The organism is Halorubrum sp. Ea8, assembly GCF_002252925.1.
Classification (GTDB): Archaea; Halobacteriota; Halobacteria; order Halobacteriales; family Haloferacaceae; genus Halorubrum.
The window spans coordinates 41,127-65,777 of record NZ_NHPF01000108.1 but is presented as its reverse complement, the minus strand read 5'-3'; the positions used below and the strand labels follow the sequence as shown (position 1 = coordinate 65,777).

Genomic DNA, 24,651 nt, shown 5'->3' with positions numbered 1-24,651 from the left:
GGACCGGGGACCGCGCCGCGACCGCCGTCTGGCGTCGGGCCGGTCGTCAGTTCAGCGCCCGTCGTACACGACCTCGCCGTCGACGACCGTCATCGCGACGCCGACGTCTCGGATCGCGTCCGACGCCTCCCACGGCGACGCGTCGAGCGCGACGAGGTCGGCGCGCTTGCCGACCGCGACCGTGCCGAGCCGGTCCTCGTCGAAGCCAGCGTAGGCCGCGCCGCGGGTGTACGCGCGCAGCGCCTCGGTCACCGTCAGCCGCTGCGCCTCCGCGGGGGCGTTGACCGCGTGGTGGACGCCGAGGAGGGGGTCCATCGGCATCCCGTCCGAACCGAACGCGAGGGCCACGCCGGCGTCGAGCATGTCGCGGTAGCGGTTCGTCTCGGCGGTCCGTTCCGGCCCGAGTCGGGTCTCGTAGAGCCCGTCCTCGCCCGCCCACTTGAGGAAGTTCGGCTGGACGCTGGCGACGACACCCGACGCCGCGAGCCGGTCGATCGCCTCGTCGTCGGCGAGTTCGACGTGCTCGATCCGGTGGCGCGCCTCGCCGGGGTCGGTCTCGGAGGCCCCCTCGTAGGCGTCGAGGACGGCGTCGACCGCCTCGTCGCCGATGGCGTGGGCGGTGAACTGGTAGCCGGCCGCGGTCGCCGCGGCCACCGTCTCGGACAGCTCCGGGGGGTCGACGACCCACTGCCCGGTCTCGTCCGGGGCGTCCGCGTACGGCTCCGAGAGTCGAGCGGTCCGGCCGCCGAAGCTCCCGTCCGTGTACGACTTGATCGCGCCCGCCCGGACCGTGTCGCTCCCGTCGTTCGTTCCGAGGCCGACCTCGCGGAGCGCGTCGAGGTGGTCGCTCCAGTAGTTGATCCGGACGCGCGCGGTCAGTTCGTCCTCGGCCTCCAGATCGCGGTAGGCCCGCGGCGCGTGGGAGTTCCGCACCATGTCGTGGAAGCCGGTGATCCCCTTCGCGGCGCAGTCGGCGAGCGCGGCCTCGACGATCTCCCGGGTCTCGGCCGGTCCGGGCTCGATCGCCTCGTAGATCGGGTCGATAGCGCTCTCTAACAGGACGCCGGTCGGCTCTCCGTCCGCGTCGGTCGGCACCGTCTCGTCGGGGGCCGCGGCGAGCGCGTCGGCGAACCGGTCGAGGGCGACCCCGTTGACCGCGGCGACGTGCATGTCCTCGCGGAACGCGGCCACGGGTCGCTCCGTCGAGACGCGGTCGAGGTCCGCCCGCGTCAGGTAGCGGTCCTCCGCCCACGTCGACTCGTCGTAGCCGTAGCCGAGGACGGGGTCGGCGGGGGCGTCGGAGCCGGACTCCGCCTCCACCTCGGCCGCCCGTTCCGCCAGCAGGTCGACCGCCTCGTCCGGGGAGTCGGCGGCCGAGAGGTCCGCGTGGACGAGGTAGCGCCCGACCGTCGTCAGGTGGGTGTGCGCGTCGACGAAGCCCGGGAGGAGGACGCGCCCGCCGAGGTCGACGACGTCGGTGTCGACCCCTTCGAGGAACTCGACCTCGCGGGTGCTGCCGAGGCGAACGATCGCCCCGTCGCGGACCGCGACCGCCTCGTGGGTCTCGTCGGGCGCCGCGAGCGTGTGGACCTCTCCGTTCACGAACAGTCGATCCGCGGCCGCTGTCATGGAGAGTTCGGCGGGTGGCAGCGTGTTAACCGTTCGGGAAACGGCGACCAATTTATTCGATGACGCCGCGAATCGCCGCGTATGTACGACCGCATCCTACTCCCCACGGACGGCAGCGAGGGCGTCGACCGCGCGATCGACCACGCCGTCGACGCCGCTGACCGATACGACGCGACCTTGCACGTGCTGTACGTCGTCGACAGCGACGTGATCAACGCCTACTCCGGCGACGAGTTCGTCGACGGCTCGGAAGGCGCCGAGGAGACGCTAGAGGAGCGCGGTCGCCAGGCGCTCGACGAGGTGGCGGCCCACGCCGGCGACGCCGGCGTCGACGTCGTCACCGACTTGGTGTACGGCGTCCCCCACGAGGAGATCCTCCGGTACGCCGACAGGGAGGACATCGACCTGACGGTGATGGGCTCGAAGACGCGCTCCGGCGACTACCGGCGGATGCTCGGCTCCGTCACCGAGCGCGTCTCGCGTCGGTCGACCGCCCCGGTCAGCATCGTGAAGACGACGGTCGAGGAGTGAGGCGACCCCGACGACACCGGCGGAAGGCGACGAGTCTCGAGCCGGCGACGCCGCGGCCCCTCCGACGCGGCCGTCACGCTACCCGGTAAGCGGGAGGAGGATCCCGAACACGAACGGTGAGAGAAGCGCGACCGCCGTCCCGAGGAACTCCAGATCGAGTAGCAGGGTCTCCTCCCATCCGGGTACCTGCAGCCCGCCCGCGTGGATGATCGCCTTCCCGACCGCGCCGGTCAGGAACAGACAGACTCCGAGCAGCACACTCCGCTTGGTGGCTTTCGAGTAGTCCAACTCACCGTAGCGTCCCGCCATGTCACTCGCTCGGACGGTCTACTAACGATTCCCATTTCGACGGGTTCGGGCTGGGAAACGGCGAGCGCCCCGCCCGTCGCGACCCCTCACTCCTCTTCCCGTTTCGAGACGGCCGCGGCCTCGTCCAACGGTTCCGACGCGTCCGGTTCGCGGTCGAAGTACGTCCCCAGCGCGCCGGTACGGTCGGTTCGAGAGCGTGCGTACGCGAGATACCAGACGGCGCTTCCCGCGCTGATCCCGACGGCGCCGACGACGGAAATCAGCCCCATCTGGGCGATCAACAGAACGCCGCCGATCACGCCGAGGACCTGTACCACGGGGTAGCCGGGAGAGCGGAACTCCGGGTCGTAGAAATCGCCGCCGACCTCCCGGAAGACGATCACGGAGACGTTCTCCAAGGAGAACACGAGGATGAGAAAGGCGCTAGCCAGCTTCGCGAGGTCCACGACCGGGACGAAGGCGATGAGCGTGAGCAACACCCCACCGGTCACGAGCACGGCGTTCACCGGCGTCAGAAACCGTGGACTGATCCGCCCGATCCGCTCGGGCAGTAGCGAATCACGGCTCATCGCGAGGAGGAACCGCGACGTCCCCAAGACGCCCGCGTTCGCCATGCTGGTGAGTGCAAGCACGGCGGTGACGGCGACGACCGTCACGCCCGCACCTCCGAACACTCGCTCGGCGCCGTCGGCCATCGGGGTCAGGGAGGTGCCGCCGGTCGGACCACCGTGAACGAGGGTATCTGCCGGGACGACGCCGACGATTACGCCCACGACGGCGGTGTAAACGGCCAACATCACCCCGATAGAGATGAGCATCGCGCGCGGGATGTTCCGTCCGGGGTCGCTGATCTCCTCCGCGACGGAGGCGACTTCCCCGATCCCGGCGTACGAGACGAAGACGAAGGCGGTGGCAGTGGCGATCCCACCGAGTCCGTGGCTGACGAACGGCGAATACTGAACCGGGTTCGAGAGCCCGACTCCGCCGACGACGTATGCGCCGAGCACGAGGACGACGAGGCTCACGAGGACGCCCTGCACCTGACCGCTCTTTTCTGTCCCGAACATGTTGAGTAGAATAACGACTCCACCGAGGCCGAGCGCGACCGCCTTCACGAGGGTCGCCGGGACGTTCACGAGTAGCAGCAGGTACGCACCGAGGCCGACAAGCGCGAACGCGCTCTTGAACACGAGCGAAAACCAGACACCGATACCCGCGACCGTGCCGAACAGCGGGCCCATGGCGCGATCGATGTAGAGATACGTACCGCCGTCTTCCGGCATCGCCGTCGCCATCTCCGCCTTCGAGAGTGCGTTCGGAAGGACGATCAGCCCGGCCAACAGGTAGGCGACGATGACCGCCGGCCCCGCCTTCTTAAATCCGACCGCGGGGAGCACGAAGATCCCGCCACCGATCATCGCGCCCATGCTCAGCGTCACCGCCGAGTACAGGCCGAGGTCCCGTTTCAGGTCTCCTTCGCTCATTACGCCATCTCCATTTTGCAAAGGGTTATTTCTTCGGTATCCTCAACAGAGAGACGGTTTTTTCGGTAAAAAGCAATACAGTAATATTTTTGTGGTTTCGGCGACGATTCGACACCTGTGGATCGTTTCGCTCGCTCCCCGGACGCCGCGCCCGCGCCCCGAGCGAGACGAGACGCTACGGGCCTCGCGGTCGGACGGCGGTGTTCACATGTTCATCAATCATCTGAGAGCGGACGAACGGACGACGCTCGTGGAAGAGGCACTCCGGCTGTCCGTGGAGGTCGGCGTCGAAGGGGCCGCGGTGTTCGGCGGCGGTCTCCTGCTGTACTTCGTCGTCGGGGGACTCCTAACGAACGCGATACGACCGAGGACACCGTACCCCCTGTTCTCGATCCAGTCCGACCCGGTGCTCCTCTCTCTCGGGGCGTTGGTCGGCGCTTTCACCGTGCAAGCCGCCGGCTCGCTGCTCTTGTATCGGTTCTACGTCGGGGACGAAGACGGGTCGGCCGCGTCGATCGCATTGGGTCTCGTCGCGTTGGGGGCCGGCGGTGGACTCCTCCAGATGACACTGCCGGCGGCTTGGGAACTGCTGATCCCCCTCGTCTGACCCCGGCGGCCACCGACCGGCCGACGGCCTCTCCCGGGGTCCCCGGGCGTCCTCGGTCTCCCAGCGACCGCGTACGTCACAGTCTCGCTTCGACGTCGCCGGCGACGGCCGACAGCGCTTCCTCCGCGACGGCGACGCGGTCCGAGAGACTGCAGAACCCGTGGGCCATCGCCGGGTAGTGGCGGTGCTCGACCGGCGTCCCCTCACCGTCGAACCGCTCCGCGAGCGCCGCCCCGTCGTCCCGGAGGGGATCGAACCCGGCGGTGACGACGGTCGCGGGCGGAAGCCCGCCGAGGTCGCCCGCGCGGAGGGGCACCGCGAACGGGTTGTGCGCGTCCACGGGGCTCCGGAGGTACCGGTCGTAGAACCACCGCATGTCCGCGCGGGTGAGCAAGGGGCCGTCGGCGTTCTCGCGGTACGAGTCGGTCTCGAAGTCGTCGCCCGCGATCGGGTAGAGGAGGAACTGGCCGGCGACGTCGACGGCGCTGTCGCCCAGTTCCCGACGGTGCAGACAGGCCGCGAGCGCGAGCGTCGCCCCGGCGCTGGTGCCGGAGACGCCGAGCCGGTCGGGGTCGCCGCCGACCGCCGCCGCGTTGTCCGCGACCCACTCCACGGCCGCGGCCGCCTCGTCGACGGCGACGGGGAAGGGGTGTTCGGGCGCGAGCCGGTAGTCGACGGAGACGACGACCGCCCCCGTGCGAGTCGCCAGCTCGCGACACGGACCGTCGATGGAGTCGAGGGTGCCGAGCGTCCAGCCCCCGCCGTGGAAGTGGACGAGGGTGCGGGCGGGCGGCGTCGATCCGTCGAGGGCCGCCTCGGGTCGGTACACCCGCACCGGCAGTTCGCCGTGGGGACCGTCGAACGCGAGGTCCCTGACGTCGGCGACGGCGGGCTCCGGGTCGCCGGAGAACACCTCGTCCTCGACGCGCCTCGCGGCGCCGACGGAGAGGGCGTGCCACTCGGGGAGCCCGAGCGCCTCGATCTCGTCGACGACGGCCGCCAGTTCGGGGTCGAGTTCGTCCGCGCGCATGGCGGACGGAGGCGGTGCCCCTTTGTAAGTCGGTCGGCAACGTCAGGCGATGAACGTCCGGCTGACCTACGAGGACGGGACGATTCGGGTCGACGCCGGAGACTCGGCCGGGGGCGCCTCGGAGGAGTCGACGGACGACGAAGCCGGATCGACCGACTGCGAGCCCCTCGCGTCGCTCCCGCCGCTCCCGGGCGTCGAGGCCGACCCGCGCTCGGGGACCGGCCGCGCACCGGCCTACCGCTACGCCGCGATCCGCCGCGCGCTGGAGGTCGCCGGCGCGAGCGTCGAGGACCACGTGCTGGACGCGAGCGACCGGGCCGCGCGGGAGGCGGGGCTCCCGGACGCGCTCGCGACCGACTACGACCTGCGGGAGTACCAGCGCGAGGCGCTCGACGCGTGGCGCGACGCGGGCGACCGCGGCGTGCTCGAGCTCCCGACCGGGGCGGGAAAAACCGTGATCGCGATCCGCGCGACGGTCGAACTCGGCGTCCCGACGCTCGTCGTCGTTCCCACGGTCGACCTCCTCGACCAGTGGCAGCGCGAGCTCGAGCGCGAGTTCGACGTGCCGATCGGGCGGTTCGGCGGCGGCGAGCAGCGTCGGGAGGCGATCACGGTGTCGACGTACGACTCGGCGTACCTGAAGGCCGGCGGCGTCGGCGACGCCTTCGAGCTGGTCGTCTTCGACGAGGTCCACCACCTCGGCGGCGAGGGGTACCGCGACGTCGCCCGGCTGCTCGCGGCGCCCGCGCGCCTCGGGTTGACGGCGACCTTCGAGCGCCCGGACGGCGCCCACGAGACGGTCGCGGAGCTGATCGGCGACCGCGTCTACGCGCTCGACGTCGACGACCTCGCTGGCGACCACCTCGCGCCGTACGACATCCGCCGGATCGAGGTGGAGCTGACGCCCGAGGAGCGCGAGCGCTACGACGAGAAGCAGGGCGCGTTCGTCGAGTACGTCCGCGAGGCGGGGATCACCTTCTCCAGCGGGAGCGACTACCGGGAACTGGTCAAGCGTTCCGGCAACGACCCCGCGGCCCGCGAGGCCCTCCTCGCGAAACAGGACGCCCGCGAGATCATGATGAACGCCGACCGGAAGGTCGACCGGTTGGAGTCGATCCTCGACCGGCACCGCGACGACCGCGTGATCGTCTTCACCGCCCACACCGACCTCGTCTACCGGCTCTCGGAGCGGTTCCTACTTCCGGCGATCACCGCGGAGACGGGGGCGAAGGAGCGACGGGAGATCTTGGAGCGCTTCCGCGAGGGGACCTACGGCCGCGTCGTCGCCGCGAACGTGCTCGACGAGGGGGTCGACGTGCCGGACGCGAACGTCGCGGTCGTCCTCTCCGGGTCGGGCAGCGAACGGGAGTTCACCCAGCGGCTCGGGCGGGTGTTGCGGCCCAAAGAGGACGGCGGGCGGGCGATACTCTACGAGGTCGTCAGCGCGGAGACCGCGGAGGAACGGGTGGCGAGCCGGCGGCGCTGAACGGCGAACGTCCGAGAGATCATATTTGCATCGACCCGAGCGACCGCGGCGGTTGCTTATAAACGGTCGGTGGCGCGTGCCTGCGAGGCCGCCTCGCGGCCGAGTGGCACGCGCGAGGTCGCCCCCGCGAGCCACGACGCGTGTCCCTTTCACGAGCCATTCTTCGGCTTTCGTAGGCGGCTCACTCATCGAAGCCCGTCCACTATCGTGCTTGCGAGTCGCTCGGCGCTACCGCCCCGTCGACCCTGTCGTTTGTCACTGTCGAGAAAAAACGGCACGCATGGGCAGCGACGGTCTCATCGAGCTCGATCAGGAGTGTTGGATTGCGTTCGCGAAGTACAATCTGTTGCTGGCAACGGCGTTCGGTATTCTCGCCGTGGGCGCCCGGACAATACTGGCGGACAACGTCTTGCTGATCGTCGAAAACGGAGCGCTCGCGCTGTTGTTCGGCGCCATCCAGACGTACGCCTGGCTCTCGTCCTGACGCGTTTCGGCTCCGGCGACCACTCAAAAATGACGAGCTACCGGGATCCGACGGCTCCCGTCGATTCAGTCGTCGCCGTTCATGTCGAGCGAGCGCTTCTCGCCGAGCTCCTCCTCCAAGCTCCCGCGCTCCCAGCTCCGAACGGCGTCGCCCTCGACCTCGGCGCGGAGCTTCTCCTCTAAGAGGTTCACGGCGACGCTGTTGGCCCCCTCCGGGATGATCACGTCGGCGTGCTTCTTCGACGGCTCGATGAACTGCTCGTGCATCGGCTTCACCGTCGAGAGGTACTGGTCGATGACGCCCTCCAGGTCGCGGCCGCGATCGATGACGTCCCGGCGGATCCGGCGCAGGATCCGGACGTCGGCGTCGGTCTCGACGAACAGCCGCAGGTCCATCATGTCGTTTATCTCCTCGTCGTACAACGCGAGGATCCCCTCCAGCACGATGACGTCGGTGGGTTCGACCGTCACGCGCTCCGCCTTCCGGTTGTGGATCTCGAAGTCGTACTGCGGCATCTGGACGGACTGGCCCTCCAGCAGCGCTTCGAGGTGCTCGCGGAGGAGCTCCCACTCGAACGCCGACGGGTGGTCGTAGTTGACGGACTGTCGCTCCTCGAAGTCGAGGTGCGAGAGGTCCTCGTAGTAGTTGTCCAACGGGATGCGGGTGACGCTGTCGCCGAGGTCGCGGGTGACGAGCCGGGAGACGGTCGTCTTCCCCGCGCCGGTCCCTCCCGCGATCCCGATCACGAACGAGGGAATGGTCATGTGCTGGCTCGAACGCCGGAGGGTTTGAACCCTCCTCTTCGGTTCGCGGCCACGAGCCGAGCGAGGCGTCAAGCGCGTCGCGAACTGGCGCCAGGTGCGTCGCGATCCGGAGTCGAGCGCGTCGCGGCGTCGGGACGAGGGAACCGTCGTTTTCAGTACCGATCGGGTGGCTACGGTCGGAACGGATATAACGATACCGGGGGCAGCTTTTAGCCGTTTGCGTGGGATCCACGGTCCATGCGAACAGACACCACGGTTCGTGACGTGATGCATCGCGAGTTCCTCGGCGTGAGCGAGTCCGACGGCCTGACCGACGCGGCGGCGCTGATGGTCGAGGAGGAGACCGACTGCCTCGTCGTCGTTCGCGGCGGCGAGCCAGTCGGACGGCTCGGCTCTCGGGACGCGCTCGGTGCGCTCCTCGACGCCGACGTCCAGAGCGAGGGAGACGCAGGCGGTCCCACGGTCGGGTCGGTGATGGGACCGCCCCTTCCGACGGTGACGCCGGACGACTCGCTCGCGGCAGTCGAGGAGCGCCTCGTCTCCGAGGGGGCCGACCGCGTCGTGGCGGTCGAGGGCGGCGAGGCGGTCGGCGTCGTCACCGCCGGCGACGCGCTCGCCGCGGGCGCACCGCGGACCGGCGACGGGGCTCGCGAGGCCGCAGTCGCCGACGAGTCGCTCCACGGAACGCGGCGCGGCGACGAGGGGATGCTCGGCTCGGACGGCGGCGTCGACTCGACGAGCGATGCCGCCGCGACGGACGCGTCGGGATCGGCGACGCAGGGCGTCTGCGAGAGCTGCGGGGCGCTCGTCCCGGACCTGGTGACCGCCAACGGGCAGGCCGTCTGTCCGGAGTGCCGCGAGGTGTGAGCCGTCCGACCGGCTCTCTTCCCGTCGTCCCGACCGGCGGCCGCGACCGGATCGCGTCGGTACCCTCATCCCGCGGCGCGCCGAACGAGCGAACGAATGTCAGACGACGAGCGCCCGACGGTCGCGCCGGCGACGGTCGACGACGTCGACGACGTCACCGACCTGTGGGTCGCGCTGGCGGAGGACCAGCGAAGCCACGGCTCCACGCTGCTCGCCGAGCCGAACCGCACAGCGGTGCGCGAGTGGGTCGCGCGTTCGGTCGTCACCGGTGAACTGCTCGTCGCTCGCGACGGCGACCTCGACGGCGCCCCGGTCGGCTTCGTCGGCTTCTCGATCGACCGCGAGGGCTACGAGCGCGACCGCGTCCGCGGAACGGTGAGCAACCTGTTCGTGGTCTCCGAACGCCGCGGCGAGGGTATCGGCGCCGACCTCCTCGACGCCGCCGAGCGCGCGCTGGCGGCGGCGGGCGCCGAAACGGTCGCGCTGGAGGCGCTCGCCGACAACGACCGGGCCCGCGCGTTTTACGACAGTCGCGGGTACGACCTCCACCGCGTCGAGCTGACGAAGTCGCTGTCGGAGCGGGTCGGCGACGAGTCCGACGCCGGGGGGTCCGCGGGCGGAACCGAGTGACCGCGGACGAACGTCAGGCTCGCCGAAAGCGACACGCACTCATAGGAGGCCCGAGTACGCCAATCCGCGCCAGGGGAGCATGGGCGGTTCATGCACTCGACTTGTAATCGAGACTTCCGGGGTTCAAATCCCTGCCCTGGCTTCGCGCCCTCCTCCGAGAATCGTACGGATCCGCCGGGATCCGTTTATGTACTCGCCACACGGATCCGCGGTATGGACCGGACCGACACCGCGCTGCTCGGCGTCGCCGGGGTCGTCGCCGCTCTCGTCCTCGCCATCGTCTTCGCCGCCGGCGTCCTGTTCGGCCTCGACGAGTCCGTGACTCGGCCGATCCGGCTGCTCGCCGTCGAACCGTTCGCGTGGATCGTCGTCGCGGCGCTGCTCGTCGCGGTCGTCGGTCACGCGTACATCGACGGCTGACGACGCGGACGGGGGGCCGGGCCGTCGCTCCCGCGTCAGCGAACGACCGTCACGGGGACCGGCGAGTTCTGGAACACCGACTTCGCCACGTTGCCGACGAGGAGCCGGTCGGCGAGCGACCCGCTGTGCGTCCCGATCACGACCGCGTCGAAGTCGTCAGCGCGCTCGACGATCCGGCTCGCCGGCGACCCGACCTCGGACTCCACCTTCACCTCGACACCGTACTCCGTGGCGATCTTTCCCGCCCGTTCGAACACGTCCTCGGAGAGCTCTCGGACCCGCTCCTCGCTGTCGTCCGCGAGCGCGATTCCCGTCGCCGCACCCATCATCCCGGAGGGCTCGCCGACGACGTGTAACACCGTCACGTCGGCGTCCCGATGTACGTCGAGCGCGTAGCGGAGCGCCCGTTCGGCGAGCTCTGAGTCGTCCATGGCCACCAGTACGCGCTCTACCATGGTACATGTACACGCGCCACGGGGGTAAACGCTTGCGGGCTCGGACGACTCGACCGGCGTCGGGCCTTTGCTTACTCCCCGTCGTCGATCTCTCGGACCGCCCGCAGTAAAGCGTCGAGCGCGGCGTCGACCGCGGCGCGTTTCACGGCGTCGCGGTCCCCGTCGAGGGCGACGCGCTCGCTCCGGACGAACGACGCCTCGGTCCCCCACGGCGCTGCGTACGCGACGCCGACGTACACGAGCCCGACGGGCTTCTCCGCGGTGCCGCCGTCCGGTCCGGCGATTCCGGTGGTGGCGACCGCCCACGTCGTGTTGGCGTGATCGCGCGCGCCGGCCGCCATCTCCTCCGCGACCGCCGCGCTCACGGCCCCCTCGGCGTCGAGCGACTCGCGGGAGACGCCGAGCACCTCCCGCTTCGCGTCGTACGCGTAGGTGACGAACCCCCGGTCGAAGTAGGCGCTCGCGCCGGGGACGTCCGTCACGCGCGACCCGACCAGCCCGCCGGTCAGCGACTCCGCGACCGCGAGCGACTCGCCGCGGTCGGTCAGCAGTTCGCCGAGGACCTCCGCGGTCGACTCCGTCTCGTCCATGCCCTTCGTCTGACCCGCACGCCCGTGGGATTTACGCTCGGGGGGACGCAAGCGCTCCCATGACGGACTGGGACGAGCGATTTGCGTCCGGCGAGTATCCCCGGGAGCCGGAGCCGTCGCCCGTGTTGCGCTCGTACGAGCCCGCGATCTCCGACGGACGCGCGCTCGACGTCGCCGCGGGCACCGGCCGGAACGCGGTGTTCTTAGCCGACGCCGGCTACGACGTCGACGCGCTCGACGCCTCTCGCGAGGGGCTACGCATCATCGGCGAGCGCGCCGCGGACCGGGGGATCGGCGACCGGATCGAACCGGTCCTGGGCGACGTCTCCACGTACGCCTTCCCGAGCGAGGCGTACGAGCTGATCACGATGAGCTTCTTCCACGTGCTCGACCGCTTCGCCGACCTCGCCGAGGCGCTCGTCCCCGGCGGCTACCTCTTCGTCGAGGGACACCTCCGGTCCGCGTCGCCGACGCCGTCCGGTCCGAGCGACGACCGGTACCGGTTCGCCGCCAACGAACTCCTGCGGGCGGGGCTCGGCCTGACAGTGCTGTACTACGACGAGACGACGGAGGAGCGCCCCGACGACCGACGCCGCGCGACGGCCCGCCTGCTCGCCCGCCGGTCGACCGGCGGGCGACAGTCGTATCCGCCGCGGCCCGGCGGGGAGCCGGCCGATGACTGAGGGCGGATCGCACGGGGAGTCGCTCCGCGCGCTCGTGGCGTCTGCCGTCGGCGACGACCTCTCGGGGTCCGACGACCCGGTTGCTGTCGTCGAGCGCGGTGACGACCCCGGACCCGCGGCGCGGCTCTCCGGGCTCGTCGCCGGCGACGACTCCGTCGCGGGCGTGGTCCCGCGGATCGACGCGTCGATCGCTCGCTCGGTCGCGGACGGGGTCGAGGGGACGGTGCGACTCGTCTTCACCGGACGCGCGAGCGATCGGTTCGACGGGCCCTCGGGCGCCGCCGTCCGTTCGATCCTCTCGGGCCACGGCGTCGAGGCGTACCGCCACGAGGGCGACTCGCCGGTCGGGATCCTCCTCGTCGGCGACCGCGCCGTCGTCGGGCTGTTCGACGACGCCGGGCTCGCCGCGATCCTGTGGTCCGACGCGCCGCCAGTCCGCGAGTGGGCGGCCGCGACCTGTCGCCGGTTCCTCTCGGCCGCCGAGCCGGTGTGACGGCCCGCAGCGCGGCGTCGACGACCGCGTGCGCACGCGGCGCACCGCTTTTAAATACGCCCGGCGAAGCGACTCGTATGAAGGCAGCGCTCCTGCTCATCGTCGGTTTCCTGGGACTGGTTCAGACGCTCGCCCCGCGCCCCGTCGTGCGGGCGTGGACGAAGGTCGTCTACCGCGACGCGGGCGACGCGGAACCCCGAGAGTGGGCCTACGTCGCCGCGCGAGCCGAGGGAGCGGTGCTCGCGCTCGTCTCGATGGCGGGGCTGTACCGCCTCGCGACGGCCGAAGCCGACGACAGTGGGCCGATCCAGGCGCCCGACGAGCCGACGGACGAGTAGCTCGGGCGAGCCCCGCCGCGAGCGACCGCGACCGCGGTTTCCGCCGCTGGGCTCAGTCGTCGCTGGGCTCAGTCGTCGCTGGGCTCAGTCGTCGCTGGGCTCAGTCGTCGCTCGGGTCCACCGGTTCCTCTGGGAGTTCGGTCGACGTCTCGCCGTCGGTCGACGTGTCGGGAGCGGCCGCTTCGTCGGACGTCGCCTCCTCGTCGGCCAGATACGACCGGCCGCCGTCCGGACGCTCACCGGTTCTCAAGACGTGGCAGTCGCGGCACCGCGCCTCGTACGACTCCTCGGCGCCGACGAGGATGGTCGGGTCCTCGGTGTGGGCGGGCTCGCCCTCGATGAGCCGCTGGTTCCGTGAGGCGGGTTCGCCGCACACCGAGCAGATCGCCTGGAGCTTGTCGACGTACTCGGCGGTCGCCATGAGCTGCGGGAGCGGCTCGAACGGCTCGCCCCGGAACGTCTGGTCGGTGCCGGAGACGATCACGCGGGTGCCGGCGTCGGCGAGCCCGTTACACACCTCGACGAGCGCGTTCGAGAAGAAGTTCGCCTCGTCGACCGCGACGACCTCCGGGTACGGCTCGTCGTCAAGGATCGCCAGCGGCCCGTCGCCCTCGTTATCGACGACGGTCGCGTCCCACTGGCGACCCGTGTGACTGCCGATCGTCGTCTCCCCGTAGCGGTCGTCGACCGCGGGCTTGTACACCGCGACCGACTGCCCGGCGATCTCGGACCGGCGGAGGCGGCGCAACAGCTCCTCGGTCTTCCCCGAGAACATCGACCCCGAGATGACCTCGATCCACCCGGATCGAGTGATGGCGTGCATGAGCGATCGGGCTGGTGCCAGCGACTAAACCGTTTCTCTCCCGGCCCGTCGCAGGGGCGGAACGGCGGTCGGATCGCGGTCAGACGCCGCTCGCGAGCGCGACGACCACCGCGGCGGCGACGACGTACACCGCGGCCGAGACCGCCCAGTCGCGCCGGATCGTCGCGAGCCGCTGCCGGGGGATTCCCCGGGCGCGCGGGAGCGGGACGAGCGCGAAGAAGCCGATCATCAACGCGAGCATGACCGGCGACGCGACGGCGAGCGCGACCGGGGCGCCGACGCCGAGTCCGACCTGAACCGCGGAGACGAGACCGACGAAGAGGAGCCCCGAGCCGCCGCCGGCGACGTAGTGGACCCACGTGGCCAGCCGCTCCGGGGCCCGGTCGACCGACGTGTTTGTGAGCACGCTCGCGGCGACCCTGGGAGCCGTCGTCCCCTCCGGGAGCCGAGGCATCACGCGGTCCATCGCGAGCGTCGCGAGCAGTCCGACGACCGGCCCGAGTGCGAGGCCGGCGAGCAGCGAGAACGTGGCCATCGCCGATCGGTACGGCCGCGACCGGCTTCAGTCTCCCGACGGGTCGATCTCCTCGCCGCCGATCACGACCCGCGAGACGTCCGCGGCGCCCGCCCGCCGGACGATCGCCCGGACGAGGTCGCGCGCGCCGGCGAGGTTGTCGGAGTCGCCGTCGAGGGCGAGCAGGTCCGCGTCGGCGCCGGGCTCGACGACTCCCCGGTTTAGCCCCGCGATCTCGGCGCCGTTGACGGTCGCCATCCGCAGGACGTCGCGCGCGGGCAGGTCGGCCAGCTTGGCGGCGAACTCCATCTCGCGGAACATCGAGGGGGAGTCGAGCATCACGTTATCGGTGCCCAGCGCGACGGTCGTCCGCTCCGCGAGCTCGCGGACCGGCGGCACGCCGACGTTCGTCACGAGGTTCGAGCGCGGGCAGACGACGACCGGCGTGCCGCGGTCTTCGAGGCGTTCGAGATGAATCTGTTCGGCGTGGACCATGTGGACGAGGAAGTCCGGGTCGAGGTCCATCGCCGGGTTGACGTCGTCGGCGTCGCGCTCGCCCGCGTGGATCCCGAACAGCTTCCCCGCCTCGCGGGTCTCCCGCCGCACCGCGTCGAAGTCGGCGTCGCGGGCGCCGGAGGCGCCGTAGCCGTCGGCGACCGAGAGGACATCGGGGTCGTCGCGGCCGAACACGACGGGGTCGATCGCGCGCTCGCCGAAGGCGACGCCCTCGCCGGCGACCGCGTCCCGAAGCGCGGCCACGCCGTCGACGCCGCCCTCGCGGAACTCCAGGAAGGTGGCGGTGCCGGTCGACTCCATGTACCGGAGCGTCCGGGCCATCGCCGCCACCTTCTCCTCGCGGCTCGCCGACCGCAGGAGCCGGTGTTTGAGTCCGTCCGGCGGGGCGACGAGCTCGTCGAGCGAGAGCCCCTCGCCCGCCTCCTTGGCGATGGAGTCGCCGATGTGGGTGTGGGCGTTGACGAAGGCGGGGAGGATCACGTCGTCGCTCTCGACGGACGCCTCTTCGATGCGGACGATCTCGCCGCCGTCGACGACCACCCGTCCCTCGACGGGCTCGAAGGCCTCGCCGACGAGTATCGTCCCCTCCAGATGCATACCTCACGGTCGCCAGCCCGGGGTTAAAACGTCACGGGAACGGGGCGGTGGAGGGCCTCAGCCCCCCTACTCGAACTCGTCGAGCGTCGTCGCCATCGCCCCGCGCACCTCGCTCACGAGCCCGTCCGGGTCGAGGTCGAGCACGTCCGCGGCCGCGCGTCCGACGCGGTCGGTGGCCGGCTCGGGCGCGTACACGCCGAGGCGCCACTGGTTGCGCTGTGCGGTCCGGAGCGCGGAGACCAACGGCGACTGTCGCTCCAGCCGGCGGATCTCGCCGCTGACCGTCACGCGGGCGGTCGACTCCCGCATGGACGGCTCCGGCGGCACGTCGAGGATCACGTGCTCGCGGTCGACGCCGGCCTCCTCGGCGATCTCGCGCTCCAGGCCGACCTCGGCGTCGCGGTCCGCCTCGTGAACGCGCTCGGGGACGTCGTCGTACTCGGCCCACACCGCCAGCTTGTAGAGGTCGCGCTCGTCGTAGCGGCGGGAGAGCTCGCCGGTCGCCCGGCAGTCGCGGATCGCGGCGAGGAAGTCGTGGTCGTCCATGCGCCGGAGATCGGTCGCCGTCGTCGCTGTCGCGTCGAGCAGGTCGCTCGCGGACCGCCGCAGCATCGCCTTCGAGATGCGCGCGACGTGGTGCGTGTAGACGACCGGATTCATCAGCGCGCGGGCGAGCAGGAGGCTCTCCGCGGTCTGGACGTTCCCCTCGTCGAGGACGAGCTCCGGGCCGTCTCCGTCCGGGCCGACGCCCGCCGCGTCGCCCTCTCGCTCGACGAACGTCAGCTCGCGGACGAACCGCTCCGTGTCGATGGTGCCGTACGGGACGCCGGTGTGGTAGGCGTCGCGCACGAGGTAGTCCATGCGGTCGACGTCGAGCTCGCCCGAGACGAGCCCGGCGTACGTCCCCTCGCCGGCGACGAGTCCGGCGATCCGGTCCGGGTCGAGGTCGCGGTCGCGGAGCACCTCGCCGACCGCGCCGGTCGCGAGCAGCCCGCCGACGTCGTCGTGGTACTTCCCGGTCCGGCGGTGGGTGAGCGACTCCAAGTTGTGGCTGAACGGCCCGTGTCCCACGTCGTGGAGCATCGCCGCCGCCTCGATCCGCTCGGCCCGCTTCCCGGCGATGCCGAGGTGGTCGAGCGCCCGGCTGGCGAGGTGGTAGACGCCGAGGCTGTGCTCGAAGCGGGTGTGGTTCGCGGAGGGGTAGACGAGCTGGACCGTCCCGAGCTGTTTCACGTGGCGGAGGCGCTGGACCGCGGGGGTGTCGATCAGCTCGGCGGCGACACCGTCGATCTCGATGTGGTCGTGGACGGTGTCCTTGACCGTGATCATGGGGAGCGGTTCGTCGGCATCTGGTAAAAGGAGTGGGAGGGCCGGCGGCGGCCGGCGGGAACCGCGGCTATTATTTATAAGGGTCGTCCGCAAAGGTCGGTGTATGTACGAGTTGCTCATCGGGATCGATAACGCGACCGACAGCCGCGCGGTCGCGCAGGCGGAGGCCGTCGCCGACCTCCCGCACGCGGCCGACGAGACGAAGGCGACCCTGTGTCACGTGTTCCAAGACAACCCCGAGGGAGCCTCTGTCCACCAGCTGTCCGCGGTGCGGCGCGCCCGGGAGACGCTCGAAGCGGCGGGGGTCACCTGCGTCCACTACGAGGCGAGCGGCGATCCGTCCGACGAGTTGCTCTCGGCCGCCGCCGACATCGACGCGAACGCGATCTGCGTCTCCGGGCGCAAGCGCCGACCGTCGGGGAAGGCCGTCTTCGGGAGCGTGACGCAGGACGTGATCCTCGGGAGCGATCGACCGGTGTTCGCGGTGCCGGCGCCGCGGGAAGAGTGAGCGGGGACGACTGATCGGGGACGCCTGAACGGGTTACGTCCGCGTGCCAACGGTCCGGAGCCCGAGCACGTCGCGCGCGGCCTCGCCGACCGCGTCGACGTGCTCCGGCGGACAGTAGACGCCGAGCGTCCAGCGGCGGCGCTCGGCGCTCCGCAGCCCGCCGACGAGCTCGGAGGCGTCCTCCAGCCGCTGCGGGACGCCGTCGACGACGACGGTGGAGCCGGACTCCTTCAACCCGGGCCGAGAGGGGACGTCGACGACCACCGCCTCGCGGTCCAGTCCGACGGCGTCGGCGATCTCGCGCTCGGCGGCGACCTCCTCGGCGTGACCCGCGTCGACGGTTCCCGCCGGCACGTCGGCCAGCCCGACCCACACCGCTCGCTTGTAGAGGTCGCGGCGCTCGATGCGCCGGCCGAGCTCGGGGACGGTCTCGCGGAGCTCGACGAGCAGGTCGTGGTCGGCCATGCGGCGGAACGTCGCAACGTCGGCGTCGGTGCGGTCGAGGTAGCGCTCGCAGGCGCGCTCCAGCATCGCGCCGGCGACCCGCGAGACGTGGTGGCGGTAGACGACCGCGTTCATCAGCGAGCGGGCGACGAGCAGGCTCTCCGCGGTCGGGACGTTTCTCTCCGCGAGCACGAGCTCCGCCCGCTCGGGATCGACAGAGCCGGAGTCGCTGGCTCCGTCGCTCCCGGCCGAGCCGCCCTCGCCCGCCAGTCGGAGCTCGTTGACGAGCCGTCCGGTGTCGACCGTGCCGTACGGGACGCCCGTGTGGTGGGCGTCGCGCACGAGGTAGTCCATGCGGTCGACGTCGAGCTCGCCCGAGACGAGCGCCCCGAGCCCGCCGTCGCCCGCGATCAGCGAGGCGACGCGTTCGGGGTCAAGCCCGTTGCGCTCCAAGACTTGGCACACCTCCCGGTCCGCGTCGGTCAGCAGCCACGCCACGTCGTCGTGGTCGCGCCCGGTCGCGCGCCGGATGATCCCCTCGGTCTGGTGCCCGTACGGGCCGTGGCCGGCGTCGTGGAGGAGCGCCGCCGCGCGGACGTGAGCCGCGGTGTCGTCGTCGAGGTCGAACCCCTCGACGGCGCCGCGCGCGAGGTGGTAGACGCCGAGGCTGTGCTCGAAGCGGGTGTGGTTCGCGGAGGGGTACACCAGCCTGACGGTGGACAGCTGTTTGATGTGGCGCAGTCGCTGGAAGGCGGGCGTGTCGATCAGTTGGGCGGCGAGGTCGCCGAGCCGGACGTGACCGTGGACGCTGTCCTTTATCGCCTTCATCGTCCGGGCGTCGGCCGCAGACGGATTGGTCGTTTCGACTCGGCGCCGGCGTCGGTCGGGGGGCGAGCCGGCCCGCGGACGACGCGGGCTCGGGGCGGCGACCGTCCGGGGCGGGTCACTCGTCGACGATCTCGACGTCGAACCGCTCCTCTAAGGCCCGGACGACGGAGCCGCCGACGCCGGCCGTCGCGGCGCGACCGTCCTCCACCGCGAACAGGTCGTCCTCGTCGACGTCGAGCTCGTCCGCGAGCTCTTCGACGGTGAGCCCGGCGTCTCGCCGGGCCGCCGCCACCTCGTCGCCGTAGCCGGAGACGAGGTACGGGAGGCGGTCGGACTCGTAGCTCGTGCCGTCCTCCTCCCAGTGCTTGGAGTCGCCGGTCACGGAGTCGTACATCTTTGCCTGCTTCCGCGCGAGCTCCTTCTTCCGGCTCTCAGATCCGGACGACTCGGCGCTGGCGCCGCCCGGGCTCCCCCCGGAGCTACCGCCGCGACTGCCGCCAGAGCCGGAGCCGCCCCCGCCCTGCGGCGCGTTGCCCGCGTCGTCGTGCGGCCGGCAGTCCGAGCACACCAGCAGCTTCGCGCCGGCGACCGTGGCCCGCTGGAGCTTCGTGGTCTCCCGCCCGCAGAGCTCACAGGCGTCGCCGTCGTCGCCGCCGCCGCCACCGCCCGTTGAGTACTTCGTCATACCGCGAGTGGTAGACCCGGACGGTTAAAAAGTCGTGGAGGGGCGGCCCATCGGGCGAGCGGTGGGTCGACGGCGCCGTCGACCCACCGCTCGCCGATGTCGTCGCGGTAGTACATGTTCGGCATCACGACGTCGTCGATGCGACCGTACGCCTGCTCGCGAGCGGCCTGCATCGTCTCGCCCGTTCCGGTGACGACGATCGGCATCCCGCTCTCGCCGGCGGCCCGCCACTGGCCGTCGACCCGCTTCGCGTCTTCGAGGTGGATTCCCTCCCTGCTCTCCGTCTCGAACACCACGGCGGCGTTCCGCGAGTTCTCGTCGTACGTCTTCTCGTCGTCGAACGGGAACGGCGGGAGCACGATGCGCACGGCGATCTGGTAGCCGTTGTGGACCTCCACCCCGGGGTCGTTGCCGTGCGCGAGGTCGTAGAAGAACTCGCCGGTGGACGACTCGATCGACTCCTCCTGTAACGCGATCGTCGGGTACCCGAACCGCGGCGTGAACTCCAGCGGGTAGATCCCGTGCTCGTTCACGATGCAGTTGATGTCGATACTGCCGACGTACCCCTCGTCGGCGAGCCAGCCTTCGATTTTGCCGAAGGTTTCTTCGAATAACTCGTTCTGGCCCGCCCAAAACATCGAAGTCCCCATCTCGCCGGTCGAGGGACCGATGTTCCCTGGGAACAACTTCTTATGCTCGAAATTGAAGTTGACCTGGTCGATGAACTCGTCGCCGTTGAAGAAGCCGCAGATAGCGATTTCAACGCCCTCTACTTTGCGTTGCAACTGGAAGCCCTTCATCCGGTGGCCCCACGCCTTCTTGTACGCGTTCAGGACGTCGACGACGTCGCTCCCGTCGCCCTCGTTCCCGACGTACAGCAGCCGCTTGACGTTCTGGACCTCGCCGAGCGGTTTGATGACGTACGGGGCGGGGTTCTCCTCCACGTGTCGGATGCCGTCGTCGAAATCGCGGAAGACGTGGTGTTCGATCGTGTTGACGCCGTGGTCTTCGAGGACCTCCATCGCGTACCCCCGGTCCTCTTCGAGGCGGTCGGTGTTCGGCGTCCCGCCGACGACGGCGTTCCCGTCCTCGCGGAGCTCCGCGGCGAGCGCCCCGGTGCCGACGTCGGAGCCGACCCAGATGTCGTCGAAGACGACGACGTCGGCCCAGTCGACCTCGGCCTCCCAGTCGTCGGTCTTCCGAACGAACCCGTCGCCGATCTCCCGGTCGCTCTCGGCCTCGATGTAGTACTTCACCTCGTGGCCCTCGCGGTGGACCTGCCAGGCGAGGTCGGTGATCAGCGCGGCCTCGGCCGAGACGAACAGGAAGCGAGCGGGGTCCATACGGCGGTCTCACGCGACGAGGACTTGAGTGTGGGTGTCGGTCCCGCGCTACTGTCCGACGACGTCCGGTTCGAGCGCGCCGACCGCCTCGAGGATCGTCTCGACGTCCCCCTCGTCGACGCCGTTCTCCCGGAGCGCCTCGCCGAGGTAGGTCGCGACGCGACCGAACGCCTCCGCCGTGACTCCCATCCCCTCGTGTGCCTCCCGCATGTCGGCCCCCTCGTACGAGACCGGGCCGCCGGCGACGGCGCTGACGAACTGCACCTGATGGGCGTACAGCGCCTCCCTATCGACGCCCTCGAAGTACGGTTCGAGGAGCGGATCGTCGAAGACGCGGTCGTAGAAGTCGGACACGACGGCCTCGACGGCTTCGCGACCGCCGATGTCGGCATAGATCGATTGGCTCTCGGTCATCAATTCGATCGCATTTCTTGCGGCATAAGACTGGTTCGAAAGAACATGTTCGGTGATATCGTCCGCGATCCGCCGGGCGGGCGACGCGTGCGTGTCGAACACGTTCGGGTGAATCCTGATCCGCGTGGCGGCCGGCGATCCGATATGCGACACGAACGGCTCGACGCGCGACGGACATCGGCCGTTCGAGCGCCCGACGACGGTTCGGCCGACGAGGAGTCGGCCGACGGCGACTTCGAAGATCCGGACCACGTCCGGCGGCAGATACTGGGCCGAGCGGAGCGGATCGAGCGCCGCGAGGTCGCGGAGGCGATCTCGTCGCTCGAGGCGCGCGGCGGCCTCACCGACGAGCAACGCGAGACGGTCCGTCTCCTCGGAGCCGCGATAGCCCGGGAGCTGACGGCGGCGCCCGAGTCGGCCCTAGAGGGAACCGCGCGGGACGAACCGGCGGCCGTTCGGGCCGTCGCGCGGTTGTTCGACGTCGAGAGCGAGTAGCCGCGACCCCGCCCCTACGCCTCGACCTTCGGGAACTCGGCGACGAACTCGTCCGCCGCCTCCTGCCGGACCTCGTAGCGCTCCTCGTCGAACGCGGGCACCTCGGCGGCCATCTCGTAGTACAGGGGCTTCGGTTCGTGGTCGTTGACGATGGTGAGCGTCTCGCCGGGTTCCATCCCGTCGAACTCCTCGTGGATCCGGTCGTGTCTGTTCACCGGCGGAATGTCGCGAACGTCTAGTCGTGGCATGCGTCCGAGCGTTCGCGACGCCTCCGCATCCGTGTTGAGACGAACACGTTCGGGCACAGCCACACCCCGCCGAGACCCGTGGATCCGAACGTGACGGGTTCATCGACGCAACCGATCGAACAGGACGCGAACAGCCCCCGCCGCTCGCACGGCCGATGCGGCTCGTTCCGCGGAGGTGAGTGACGTGCCCGCGACGAGCCTCGACGCGGAGCGAACCTACGACGAGGAGCGGTTCTCGACGAGCGGCGCGTTCCGAAGCGACCGCTCGAAGGTCGTCTGCGGCTACTTCGAACCGGGGCAGTTCATCCCCGTTCACGCCCCCGAGAGCGACGTGACGATTACGGTCCAGTCCGGGACGGGAACGGTCCGAGAGGGCGACACCGAGCACCCTGTCGCCTCCGGCGACGTCGTCGTCGTCGAGGCGGAGACCGAGCGCGGCGTGAAGGCGGACGACGACGAGCGCCTCGAAGCGGTTCTCGTCACCGCGCCGCCGCCGACCGACGCGGAGCACGACCCGGTCCGAGAGGGGATCCGACGCGGCGTGTTCGACCCGCGAACGGAGTCGGAGTAAGACCCCTCGGTGGGAGAGCGGGGCCGGTCGCGTCCGCCCGATCGTTCGGTTCGCCCGCTCACCGACGGTCTAGGCGCTAAACTTCGTGGAGACGGGGCGGGGGGTCACGCAGGCGTTGGTGGGGTACCGATCCGGGACGACCGGCCACTCGACGTCCACGTCGACGCGCACGATAGATGGCATATGTAACAAAATCACTGTATTTTTGTGATATAAAAACTATTCTTCATACTTTTAAAATACGGGTTGTTTTTACCGGGTTTTTCCCTCTGAAGAGGACACCTTTTTATTCGAGGTGACGGAAGCCCCGGACGACACTGAATGATTCAGAAGACAGACCGCGAGTGGTGGCCGAGCCAGTTGAACCTAGAGATACTCGACAAGAACGCCCGCGACGTCGGGCCGTACGACGACGACTTCGACTACGCGGAGGCGTTCCGGTCGCTCGACCTCGACGCGGTGAAGGCGGACCTCGAGGAGCTGATGACGAGCTCGCAGGACTGGTGGCCGGCCGACTACGGCCACTACGGACCGCTGTTCATCCGGATGGCGTGGCACAGCGCCGGGACGTATCGGACGGCCGACGGCCGCGGCGGCGCGGCGGGCGGTCGGCAGCGGTTCGCCCCGCTCAACAGCTGGCCGGACAACGCGAACCTCGACAAGGCGCGTCGGCTGCTCCTCCCGATCAAACAGAAGTACGGCCGCAACCTCTCGTGGGCCGACCTGATGATCCTCGCCGGGAACGTCGCCATCGAGTCGATGGGGTTCAAGACGTTCGGCTTCGCCGGCGGCCGCGAGGACGCCTTCGAGCCCGACGACTCCGTCTACTGGGGCCCGGAGAGCGAGATGGACACGCAGGAGCGCTTCGACGAGCCCGGTGAGCTCGACCCGGGGCTCGGCGCGTCCGTGATGGGGCTCATCTACGTGAACCCGGAGGGGCCGGACGGCAACCCCGACCCCGAGCTGTCGGCGAAGAACATCCGCCAGACGTTCGACCGCATGGCGATGAACGACAAGGAGACGGCGGCGCTCATCGCCGGCGGTCACACGTTCGGGAAGGTCCACGGCGCCGACGACCCCGACGAGCACCTCGGCCCCGAGCCGGAGGCCGCCCCCATCGAGGCGCAGGGCCTCGGCTGGGAGAACGACTACGGCAGCGGGAAGGGCGGCGACACGATCACGAGCGGGATCGAGGGCCCCTGGACCGGCTCGCCGACAGAGTGGGACATGGGGTACCTCGACAACCTGCTGGAACACGAGTGGGCCGCCGAGAAGGGCCCCGGCGGCGCCTGGCAGTGGCTCCCGGTCGACGCGGACGACGTCGAGAGCGCTCCGGACGCGCACGACCCCGACGAGGCGGTCACGCCGATGATGCTCACGACGGACGTCGCGCTGAAGCGCGACCCCGACTACCGCGAGATCATCGAGGAGTTCCAGGAGAACCCGATGGAGTTCGGCATGAACTTCGCGAAGGCCTGGTACAAGCTGACCCACCGCGACATGGGCCCACCGGAGCGGTTCCTCGGTCCGGAGGTCCCGGACGAGGAGATGATCTGGCAGGACCCGCTCCCCGAGGTCGACCACGACCTGATCGGGGACGCGGAGGCGAGTGATCTCAAAGGGGCGATCCTCGACACCGACCTGACGACGCGACAGCTCGTCAAGACCGCGTGGGCCTCGGCGTCCACGTACCGCGACAGCGACAAGCGCGGCGGCGCGAACGGCGCGCGCGTCCGGCTCGACCCCCAGCGCGGCTGGGACGTGAACGAGCCGGAGCGGCTCGACGCGGTGCTGGCGACGCTCGAAGAGATTCAGACGGAGTTCAACGCCTCGCGCGACGACGACGTGCGCGTCTCGCTCGCCGACCTGATCGTCCTCGGCGGCGCCGCCGCGGTTGAGGAGGCGGCCGCGGACGCCGGCCACGACGTGACGGTCCCGTTCGAGCCCGGGCGGACCGACGCCTCGCAGGAGCGGACCGACGTCGACTCGTTCGAGGCGCTCGAGCCGCGCGTCGACGGGTTCCGGAACTACCTCGGCGACGGCGTCGACCACCCGCCCGAGGAACTGCTCGTCGACAAGGCCGACCTCCTGGACCTGACCGCCACCGAGATGACGGCGCTCGTCGGCGGCATGCGCGCGCTCGGCGCCACCTACGAGAACACCGACCGCGGCGTCTTCACCGACAGTCCCGGCACGTTAACGAACGACTTCTTCGTGAACCTGCTCGACATGGAGACCGAGTGGCGGCCCGTCGAAGCGGGCGCGGAGGACGCCGACGTGTACGAGGGGATCGACCGCCAGACCGGTGAGGTCGAGTGGGAGGCCACCCGCCTCGACCTGATCTTCGGCTCGAACTCCCGGCTCCGCGCCATCGCGGACGTCTACGGGAGCGAGGACGCCGAGGAGAAGCTCGTGCGCGACTTCGTCGACGCGTGGACGAAGGTCATGCGGCTCGACCGCTTCGATCTCGAATAGGTCGCGACGCCGCGCTCGTCGCGAATGCCGTTTTCATCCGCGCGATCGGTCGTCCAGTGAG

General features: G+C 70.3%; 30 protein-coding genes and 1 tRNA gene. 15 read left to right on the top strand and 16 right to left on the bottom strand.

What is annotated here, in order from left to right:
- Positions 1-51: 51 nt before the first annotated feature.
- A complete protein-coding gene (locus DJ74_RS12930; protein ID WP_094527498.1) occupies positions 52-1,629 on the bottom strand; it encodes an amidohydrolase in 1,578 nt (525 codons plus the stop codon).
- Positions 1,630-1,710: 81 nt separating this feature from the next.
- On the opposite strand from DJ74_RS12930, the gene DJ74_RS12925 reads away from it, so the two are divergent.
- Positions 1,711-2,160, top strand: coding sequence for a universal stress protein (locus DJ74_RS12925; RefSeq protein ID WP_094522599.1), 450 nt, complete (start codon positions 1,711-1,713; stop codon positions 2,158-2,160).
- Between the two features lie 78 nt (positions 2,161-2,238).
- Here DJ74_RS12925 and DJ74_RS12920 read toward each other — a convergent pair whose 3' ends face one another.
- Together DJ74_RS12920 and DJ74_RS12915 are read right to left on the bottom strand one after the other, a co-directional pair.
- Positions 2,239-2,448 carry a hypothetical protein gene (locus DJ74_RS12920; protein ID WP_394338200.1) on the bottom strand — a complete coding sequence of 70 codons (210 nt, stop codon included), beginning with the start codon at positions 2,446-2,448 and terminating at the stop codon, positions 2,239-2,241.
- A gap of 107 nt (positions 2,449-2,555) precedes the next feature.
- Positions 2,556-3,953 carry an APC family permease gene (locus tag DJ74_RS12915; protein WP_094522595.1) on the bottom strand — a complete coding sequence of 466 codons (1,398 nt, stop codon included), beginning with the start codon at positions 3,951-3,953 and terminating at the stop codon, positions 2,556-2,558.
- Between the two features lie 208 nt (positions 3,954-4,161).
- Here DJ74_RS12915 and DJ74_RS12910 point away from each other — a divergent pair, with 208 nt between their 5' ends.
- Positions 4,162-4,560, top strand: a complete 399-nt coding sequence (locus DJ74_RS12910) for a hypothetical protein (RefSeq protein ID WP_141212707.1) — start codon at positions 4,162-4,164, stop codon at positions 4,558-4,560.
- A 76-nt stretch (positions 4,561-4,636) separates the two neighbouring features.
- Here DJ74_RS12910 and DJ74_RS12905 read toward each other — a convergent pair whose 3' ends face one another.
- Positions 4,637-5,590 (bottom strand): alpha/beta hydrolase, encoded by a 954-nt coding sequence (locus DJ74_RS12905; RefSeq protein ID WP_094527497.1) that lies wholly within the window; start codon positions 5,588-5,590, stop codon positions 4,637-4,639.
- A 49-nt stretch (positions 5,591-5,639) separates the two neighbouring features.
- On the opposite strand from DJ74_RS12905, the gene DJ74_RS12900 reads away from it, so the two are divergent.
- Positions 5,640-7,076 (top strand): DEAD/DEAH box helicase family protein, encoded by a 1,437-nt coding sequence (locus DJ74_RS12900; RefSeq protein ID WP_094527496.1) that lies wholly within the window; start codon positions 5,640-5,642, stop codon positions 7,074-7,076.
- Positions 7,077-7,356: 280 nt separating this feature from the next.
- Entirely contained in the window at positions 7,357-7,560 is a 204-nt protein-coding gene (locus DJ74_RS12895; RefSeq protein WP_094522587.1) for a hypothetical protein, read from the top strand.
- A 65-nt stretch (positions 7,561-7,625) separates the two neighbouring features.
- Here the strand turns inward: DJ74_RS12895 and udk are convergent, their stop codons facing one another.
- The gene (gene udk / locus DJ74_RS12890; RefSeq protein ID WP_094522585.1) at positions 7,626-8,324 is read right to left on the bottom strand and encodes a uridine kinase; all 699 of its coding nucleotides are present in this window, start codon (positions 8,322-8,324) and stop codon (positions 7,626-7,628) included.
- A gap of 237 nt (positions 8,325-8,561) precedes the next feature.
- Between udk and DJ74_RS12885 the strand changes: the two genes are divergently transcribed.
- The 4 genes from DJ74_RS12885 (at position 8,562) to DJ74_RS12870 (ending at position 10,241) form a co-directional block, all read left to right on the top strand.
- Positions 8,562-9,191 (top strand): cyclic nucleotide-binding/CBS domain-containing protein, encoded by a 630-nt coding sequence (locus tag DJ74_RS12885; RefSeq protein ID WP_094522583.1) that lies wholly within the window; start codon positions 8,562-8,564, stop codon positions 9,189-9,191.
- A 96-nt stretch (positions 9,192-9,287) separates the two neighbouring features.
- Positions 9,288-9,821, top strand: a complete 534-nt coding sequence (locus DJ74_RS12880) for a GNAT family N-acetyltransferase (RefSeq protein ID WP_094527495.1) — start codon at positions 9,288-9,290, stop codon at positions 9,819-9,821.
- Between the two features lie 68 nt (positions 9,822-9,889).
- Positions 9,890-9,963 (top strand) — tRNA-Thr (locus DJ74_RS12875).
- A 71-nt stretch (positions 9,964-10,034) separates the two neighbouring features.
- Positions 10,035-10,241, top strand: a complete 207-nt coding sequence (locus DJ74_RS12870) for a hypothetical protein (RefSeq protein WP_094522573.1) — start codon at positions 10,035-10,037, stop codon at positions 10,239-10,241.
- A 35-nt stretch (positions 10,242-10,276) separates the two neighbouring features.
- Here DJ74_RS12870 and DJ74_RS12865 read toward each other — a convergent pair whose 3' ends face one another.
- The gene (locus DJ74_RS12865; RefSeq protein ID WP_094522571.1) at positions 10,277-10,696 is read right to left on the bottom strand and encodes a universal stress protein; all 420 of its coding nucleotides are present in this window, start codon (positions 10,694-10,696) and stop codon (positions 10,277-10,279) included.
- A 71-nt stretch (positions 10,697-10,767) separates the two neighbouring features.
- Entirely contained in the window at positions 10,768-11,286 is a 519-nt protein-coding gene (locus DJ74_RS12860; RefSeq protein ID WP_094522569.1) for a CinA family protein, read from the bottom strand.
- A 59-nt stretch (positions 11,287-11,345) separates the two neighbouring features.
- Here DJ74_RS12860 and DJ74_RS12855 point away from each other — a divergent pair, with 59 nt between their 5' ends.
- From DJ74_RS12855 to DJ74_RS12845, 3 genes are all read left to right on the top strand, one after another.
- Complete coding sequence (locus tag DJ74_RS12855) at positions 11,346-11,969, top strand: bifunctional 2-polyprenyl-6-hydroxyphenol methylase/3-demethylubiquinol 3-O-methyltransferase UbiG (RefSeq protein WP_094522567.1); 624 nt, start codon at positions 11,346-11,348, stop codon at positions 11,967-11,969.
- Positions 11,962-12,462, top strand: coding sequence for a hypothetical protein (locus DJ74_RS12850; RefSeq protein ID WP_094527494.1), 501 nt, complete (start codon positions 11,962-11,964; stop codon positions 12,460-12,462). Before DJ74_RS12855 ends, DJ74_RS12850 begins: the two co-directional genes overlap by 8 nt.
- A gap of 77 nt (positions 12,463-12,539) precedes the next feature.
- Positions 12,540-12,800, top strand: a complete 261-nt coding sequence (locus tag DJ74_RS12845) for a hypothetical protein (RefSeq protein WP_094522563.1) — start codon at positions 12,540-12,542, stop codon at positions 12,798-12,800.
- A gap of 100 nt (positions 12,801-12,900) precedes the next feature.
- Here DJ74_RS12845 and DJ74_RS12840 read toward each other — a convergent pair whose 3' ends face one another.
- The 4 genes from DJ74_RS12840 to DJ74_RS12825 all read right to left on the bottom strand — a co-directional run bounded on the left by DJ74_RS12840 (position 12,901) and on the right by DJ74_RS12825 (position 16,579).
- On the bottom strand, positions 12,901-13,623 hold the full coding sequence (locus DJ74_RS12840) for a thymidine kinase (RefSeq protein ID WP_094522561.1): 723 nt from the start codon (positions 13,621-13,623) through the stop codon (positions 12,901-12,903).
- A 79-nt stretch (positions 13,624-13,702) separates the two neighbouring features.
- Complete coding sequence (locus tag DJ74_RS12835; RefSeq protein ID WP_094522559.1) at positions 13,703-14,158, bottom strand: hypothetical protein; 456 nt, start codon at positions 14,156-14,158, stop codon at positions 13,703-13,705.
- Positions 14,159-14,185: 27 nt separating this feature from the next.
- Positions 14,186-15,250 carry an amidohydrolase family protein gene (locus DJ74_RS12830; RefSeq protein WP_094527493.1) on the bottom strand — a complete coding sequence of 355 codons (1,065 nt, stop codon included), beginning with the start codon at positions 15,248-15,250 and terminating at the stop codon, positions 14,186-14,188.
- A gap of 66 nt (positions 15,251-15,316) precedes the next feature.
- Positions 15,317-16,579 (bottom strand): HD domain-containing protein, encoded by a 1,263-nt coding sequence (locus DJ74_RS12825; RefSeq protein WP_094527492.1) that lies wholly within the window; start codon positions 16,577-16,579, stop codon positions 15,317-15,319.
- 103 nt (positions 16,580-16,682) lie between these two features.
- Here DJ74_RS12825 and DJ74_RS12820 point away from each other — a divergent pair, with 103 nt between their 5' ends.
- Complete coding sequence (locus tag DJ74_RS12820; protein WP_094527491.1) at positions 16,683-17,087, top strand: universal stress protein; 405 nt, start codon at positions 16,683-16,685, stop codon at positions 17,085-17,087.
- 33 nt (positions 17,088-17,120) lie between these two features.
- Here DJ74_RS12820 and DJ74_RS12815 read toward each other — a convergent pair whose 3' ends face one another.
- The 4 genes from DJ74_RS12815 to DJ74_RS12800 form a co-directional block, all read right to left on the bottom strand.
- A complete protein-coding gene (locus DJ74_RS12815; protein WP_094527490.1) occupies positions 17,121-18,359 on the bottom strand; it encodes an HD domain-containing protein in 1,239 nt (412 codons plus the stop codon).
- A gap of 115 nt (positions 18,360-18,474) precedes the next feature.
- The gene (locus tag DJ74_RS12810) at positions 18,475-19,044 is read right to left on the bottom strand and encodes a transcriptional regulator (protein ID WP_094522549.1); all 570 of its coding nucleotides are present in this window, start codon (positions 19,042-19,044) and stop codon (positions 18,475-18,477) included.
- Positions 19,041-20,387 carry a phosphoribosylamine--glycine ligase gene (locus DJ74_RS12805; protein ID WP_094527489.1) on the bottom strand — a complete coding sequence of 449 codons (1,347 nt, stop codon included), beginning with the start codon at positions 20,385-20,387 and terminating at the stop codon, positions 19,041-19,043. Before DJ74_RS12805 ends, DJ74_RS12810 begins: the two co-directional genes overlap by 4 nt.
- 48 nt (positions 20,388-20,435) lie before the next feature.
- Entirely contained in the window at positions 20,436-20,801 is a 366-nt protein-coding gene (locus tag DJ74_RS12800; RefSeq protein ID WP_094522545.1) for a group 1 truncated hemoglobin, read from the bottom strand.
- 144 nt (positions 20,802-20,945) lie between these two features.
- Between DJ74_RS12800 and DJ74_RS19240 the strand changes: the two genes are divergently transcribed.
- On the top strand, positions 20,946-21,296 hold the full coding sequence (locus DJ74_RS19240) for a glutamyl-tRNA reductase (RefSeq protein ID WP_176451349.1): 351 nt from the start codon (positions 20,946-20,948) through the stop codon (positions 21,294-21,296).
- Between the two features lie 14 nt (positions 21,297-21,310).
- Here the strand turns inward: DJ74_RS19240 and DJ74_RS12790 are convergent, their stop codons facing one another.
- A complete protein-coding gene (locus DJ74_RS12790) occupies positions 21,311-21,544 on the bottom strand; it encodes a DUF2249 domain-containing protein (protein ID WP_094522543.1) in 234 nt (77 codons plus the stop codon).
- Positions 21,545-21,728: 184 nt separating this feature from the next.
- On the opposite strand from DJ74_RS12790, the gene DJ74_RS12785 reads away from it, so the two are divergent.
- The gene (locus tag DJ74_RS12785) at positions 21,729-22,115 is read left to right on the top strand and encodes a cupin domain-containing protein (protein WP_094527488.1); all 387 of its coding nucleotides are present in this window, start codon (positions 21,729-21,731) and stop codon (positions 22,113-22,115) included.
- Positions 22,116-22,436: 321 nt separating this feature from the next.
- Entirely contained in the window at positions 22,437-24,590 is a 2,154-nt protein-coding gene (gene katG / locus DJ74_RS12780; RefSeq protein WP_094527487.1) for a catalase/peroxidase HPI, read from the top strand.
- The last annotated feature ends 61 nt before the right edge of the window (positions 24,591-24,651 follow it).

What these genes read in the sequence shown, in the direction of transcription:
- DJ74_RS12930 (WP_094527498.1), bottom strand. Translation starts at nt 1,629, where the DNA reads ATGACAGCGGCCGCGGATCGACTGTTCGTGAACGGAGAGGTCCACACG.
- DJ74_RS12925 (WP_094522599.1), top strand. Translation starts at nt 1,711, where the DNA reads ATGTACGACCGCATCCTACTCCCCACGGACGGCAGCGAGGGCGTCGAC.
- DJ74_RS12915 (WP_094522595.1), bottom strand. Translation starts at nt 3,953, where the DNA reads ATGAGCGAAGGAGACCTGAAACGGGACCTCGGCCTGTACTCGGCGGTG.
- DJ74_RS12910 (WP_141212707.1), top strand. Translation starts at nt 4,162, where the DNA reads ATGTTCATCAATCATCTGAGAGCGGACGAACGGACGACGCTCGTGGAA.
- DJ74_RS12905 (WP_094527497.1), bottom strand. Translation starts at nt 5,590, where the DNA reads ATGCGCGCGGACGAACTCGACCCCGAACTGGCGGCCGTCGTCGACGAG.
- DJ74_RS12900 (WP_094527496.1), top strand. Translation starts at nt 5,640, where the DNA reads ATGAACGTCCGGCTGACCTACGAGGACGGGACGATTCGGGTCGACGCC.
- DJ74_RS12895 (WP_094522587.1), top strand. Translation starts at nt 7,357, where the DNA reads ATGGGCAGCGACGGTCTCATCGAGCTCGATCAGGAGTGTTGGATTGCG.
- udk (WP_094522585.1), bottom strand. Translation starts at nt 8,324, where the DNA reads ATGACCATTCCCTCGTTCGTGATCGGGATCGCGGGAGGGACCGGCGCG.
- DJ74_RS12885 (WP_094522583.1), top strand. Translation starts at nt 8,562, where the DNA reads ATGCGAACAGACACCACGGTTCGTGACGTGATGCATCGCGAGTTCCTC.
- DJ74_RS12880 (WP_094527495.1), top strand. Translation starts at nt 9,288, where the DNA reads ATGTCAGACGACGAGCGCCCGACGGTCGCGCCGGCGACGGTCGACGAC.
- DJ74_RS12870 (WP_094522573.1), top strand. Translation starts at nt 10,035, where the DNA reads ATGGACCGGACCGACACCGCGCTGCTCGGCGTCGCCGGGGTCGTCGCC.
- DJ74_RS12865 (WP_094522571.1), bottom strand. Translation starts at nt 10,696, where the DNA reads ATGGTAGAGCGCGTACTGGTGGCCATGGACGACTCAGAGCTCGCCGAA.
- DJ74_RS12860 (WP_094522569.1), bottom strand. Translation starts at nt 11,286, where the DNA reads ATGGACGAGACGGAGTCGACCGCGGAGGTCCTCGGCGAACTGCTGACC.
- DJ74_RS12855 (WP_094522567.1), top strand. Translation starts at nt 11,346, where the DNA reads ATGACGGACTGGGACGAGCGATTTGCGTCCGGCGAGTATCCCCGGGAG.
- DJ74_RS12850 (WP_094527494.1), top strand. Translation starts at nt 11,962, where the DNA reads ATGACTGAGGGCGGATCGCACGGGGAGTCGCTCCGCGCGCTCGTGGCG.
- DJ74_RS12845 (WP_094522563.1), top strand. Translation starts at nt 12,540, where the DNA reads ATGAAGGCAGCGCTCCTGCTCATCGTCGGTTTCCTGGGACTGGTTCAG.
- DJ74_RS12840 (WP_094522561.1), bottom strand. Translation starts at nt 13,623, where the DNA reads ATGCACGCCATCACTCGATCCGGGTGGATCGAGGTCATCTCGGGGTCG.
- DJ74_RS12835 (WP_094522559.1), bottom strand. Translation starts at nt 14,158, where the DNA reads ATGGCCACGTTCTCGCTGCTCGCCGGCCTCGCACTCGGGCCGGTCGTC.
- DJ74_RS12830 (WP_094527493.1), bottom strand. Translation starts at nt 15,250, where the DNA reads ATGCATCTGGAGGGGACGATACTCGTCGGCGAGGCCTTCGAGCCCGTC.
- DJ74_RS12825 (WP_094527492.1), bottom strand. Translation starts at nt 16,579, where the DNA reads ATGATCACGGTCAAGGACACCGTCCACGACCACATCGAGATCGACGGT.
- DJ74_RS12820 (WP_094527491.1), top strand. Translation starts at nt 16,683, where the DNA reads ATGTACGAGTTGCTCATCGGGATCGATAACGCGACCGACAGCCGCGCG.
- DJ74_RS12815 (WP_094527490.1), bottom strand. Translation starts at nt 18,359, where the DNA reads ATGAAGGCGATAAAGGACAGCGTCCACGGTCACGTCCGGCTCGGCGAC.
- DJ74_RS12810 (WP_094522549.1), bottom strand. Translation starts at nt 19,044, where the DNA reads ATGACGAAGTACTCAACGGGCGGTGGCGGCGGCGGCGACGACGGCGAC.
- DJ74_RS12805 (WP_094527489.1), bottom strand. Translation starts at nt 20,387, where the DNA reads ATGGACCCCGCTCGCTTCCTGTTCGTCTCGGCCGAGGCCGCGCTGATC.
- DJ74_RS12800 (WP_094522545.1), bottom strand. Translation starts at nt 20,801, where the DNA reads ATGACCGAGAGCCAATCGATCTATGCCGACATCGGCGGTCGCGAAGCC.
- DJ74_RS19240 (WP_176451349.1), top strand. Translation starts at nt 20,946, where the DNA reads ATGCGACACGAACGGCTCGACGCGCGACGGACATCGGCCGTTCGAGCG.
- DJ74_RS12790 (WP_094522543.1), bottom strand. Translation starts at nt 21,544, where the DNA reads ATGCCACGACTAGACGTTCGCGACATTCCGCCGGTGAACAGACACGAC.
- katG (WP_094527487.1), top strand. Translation starts at nt 22,437, where the DNA reads ATGATTCAGAAGACAGACCGCGAGTGGTGGCCGAGCCAGTTGAACCTA.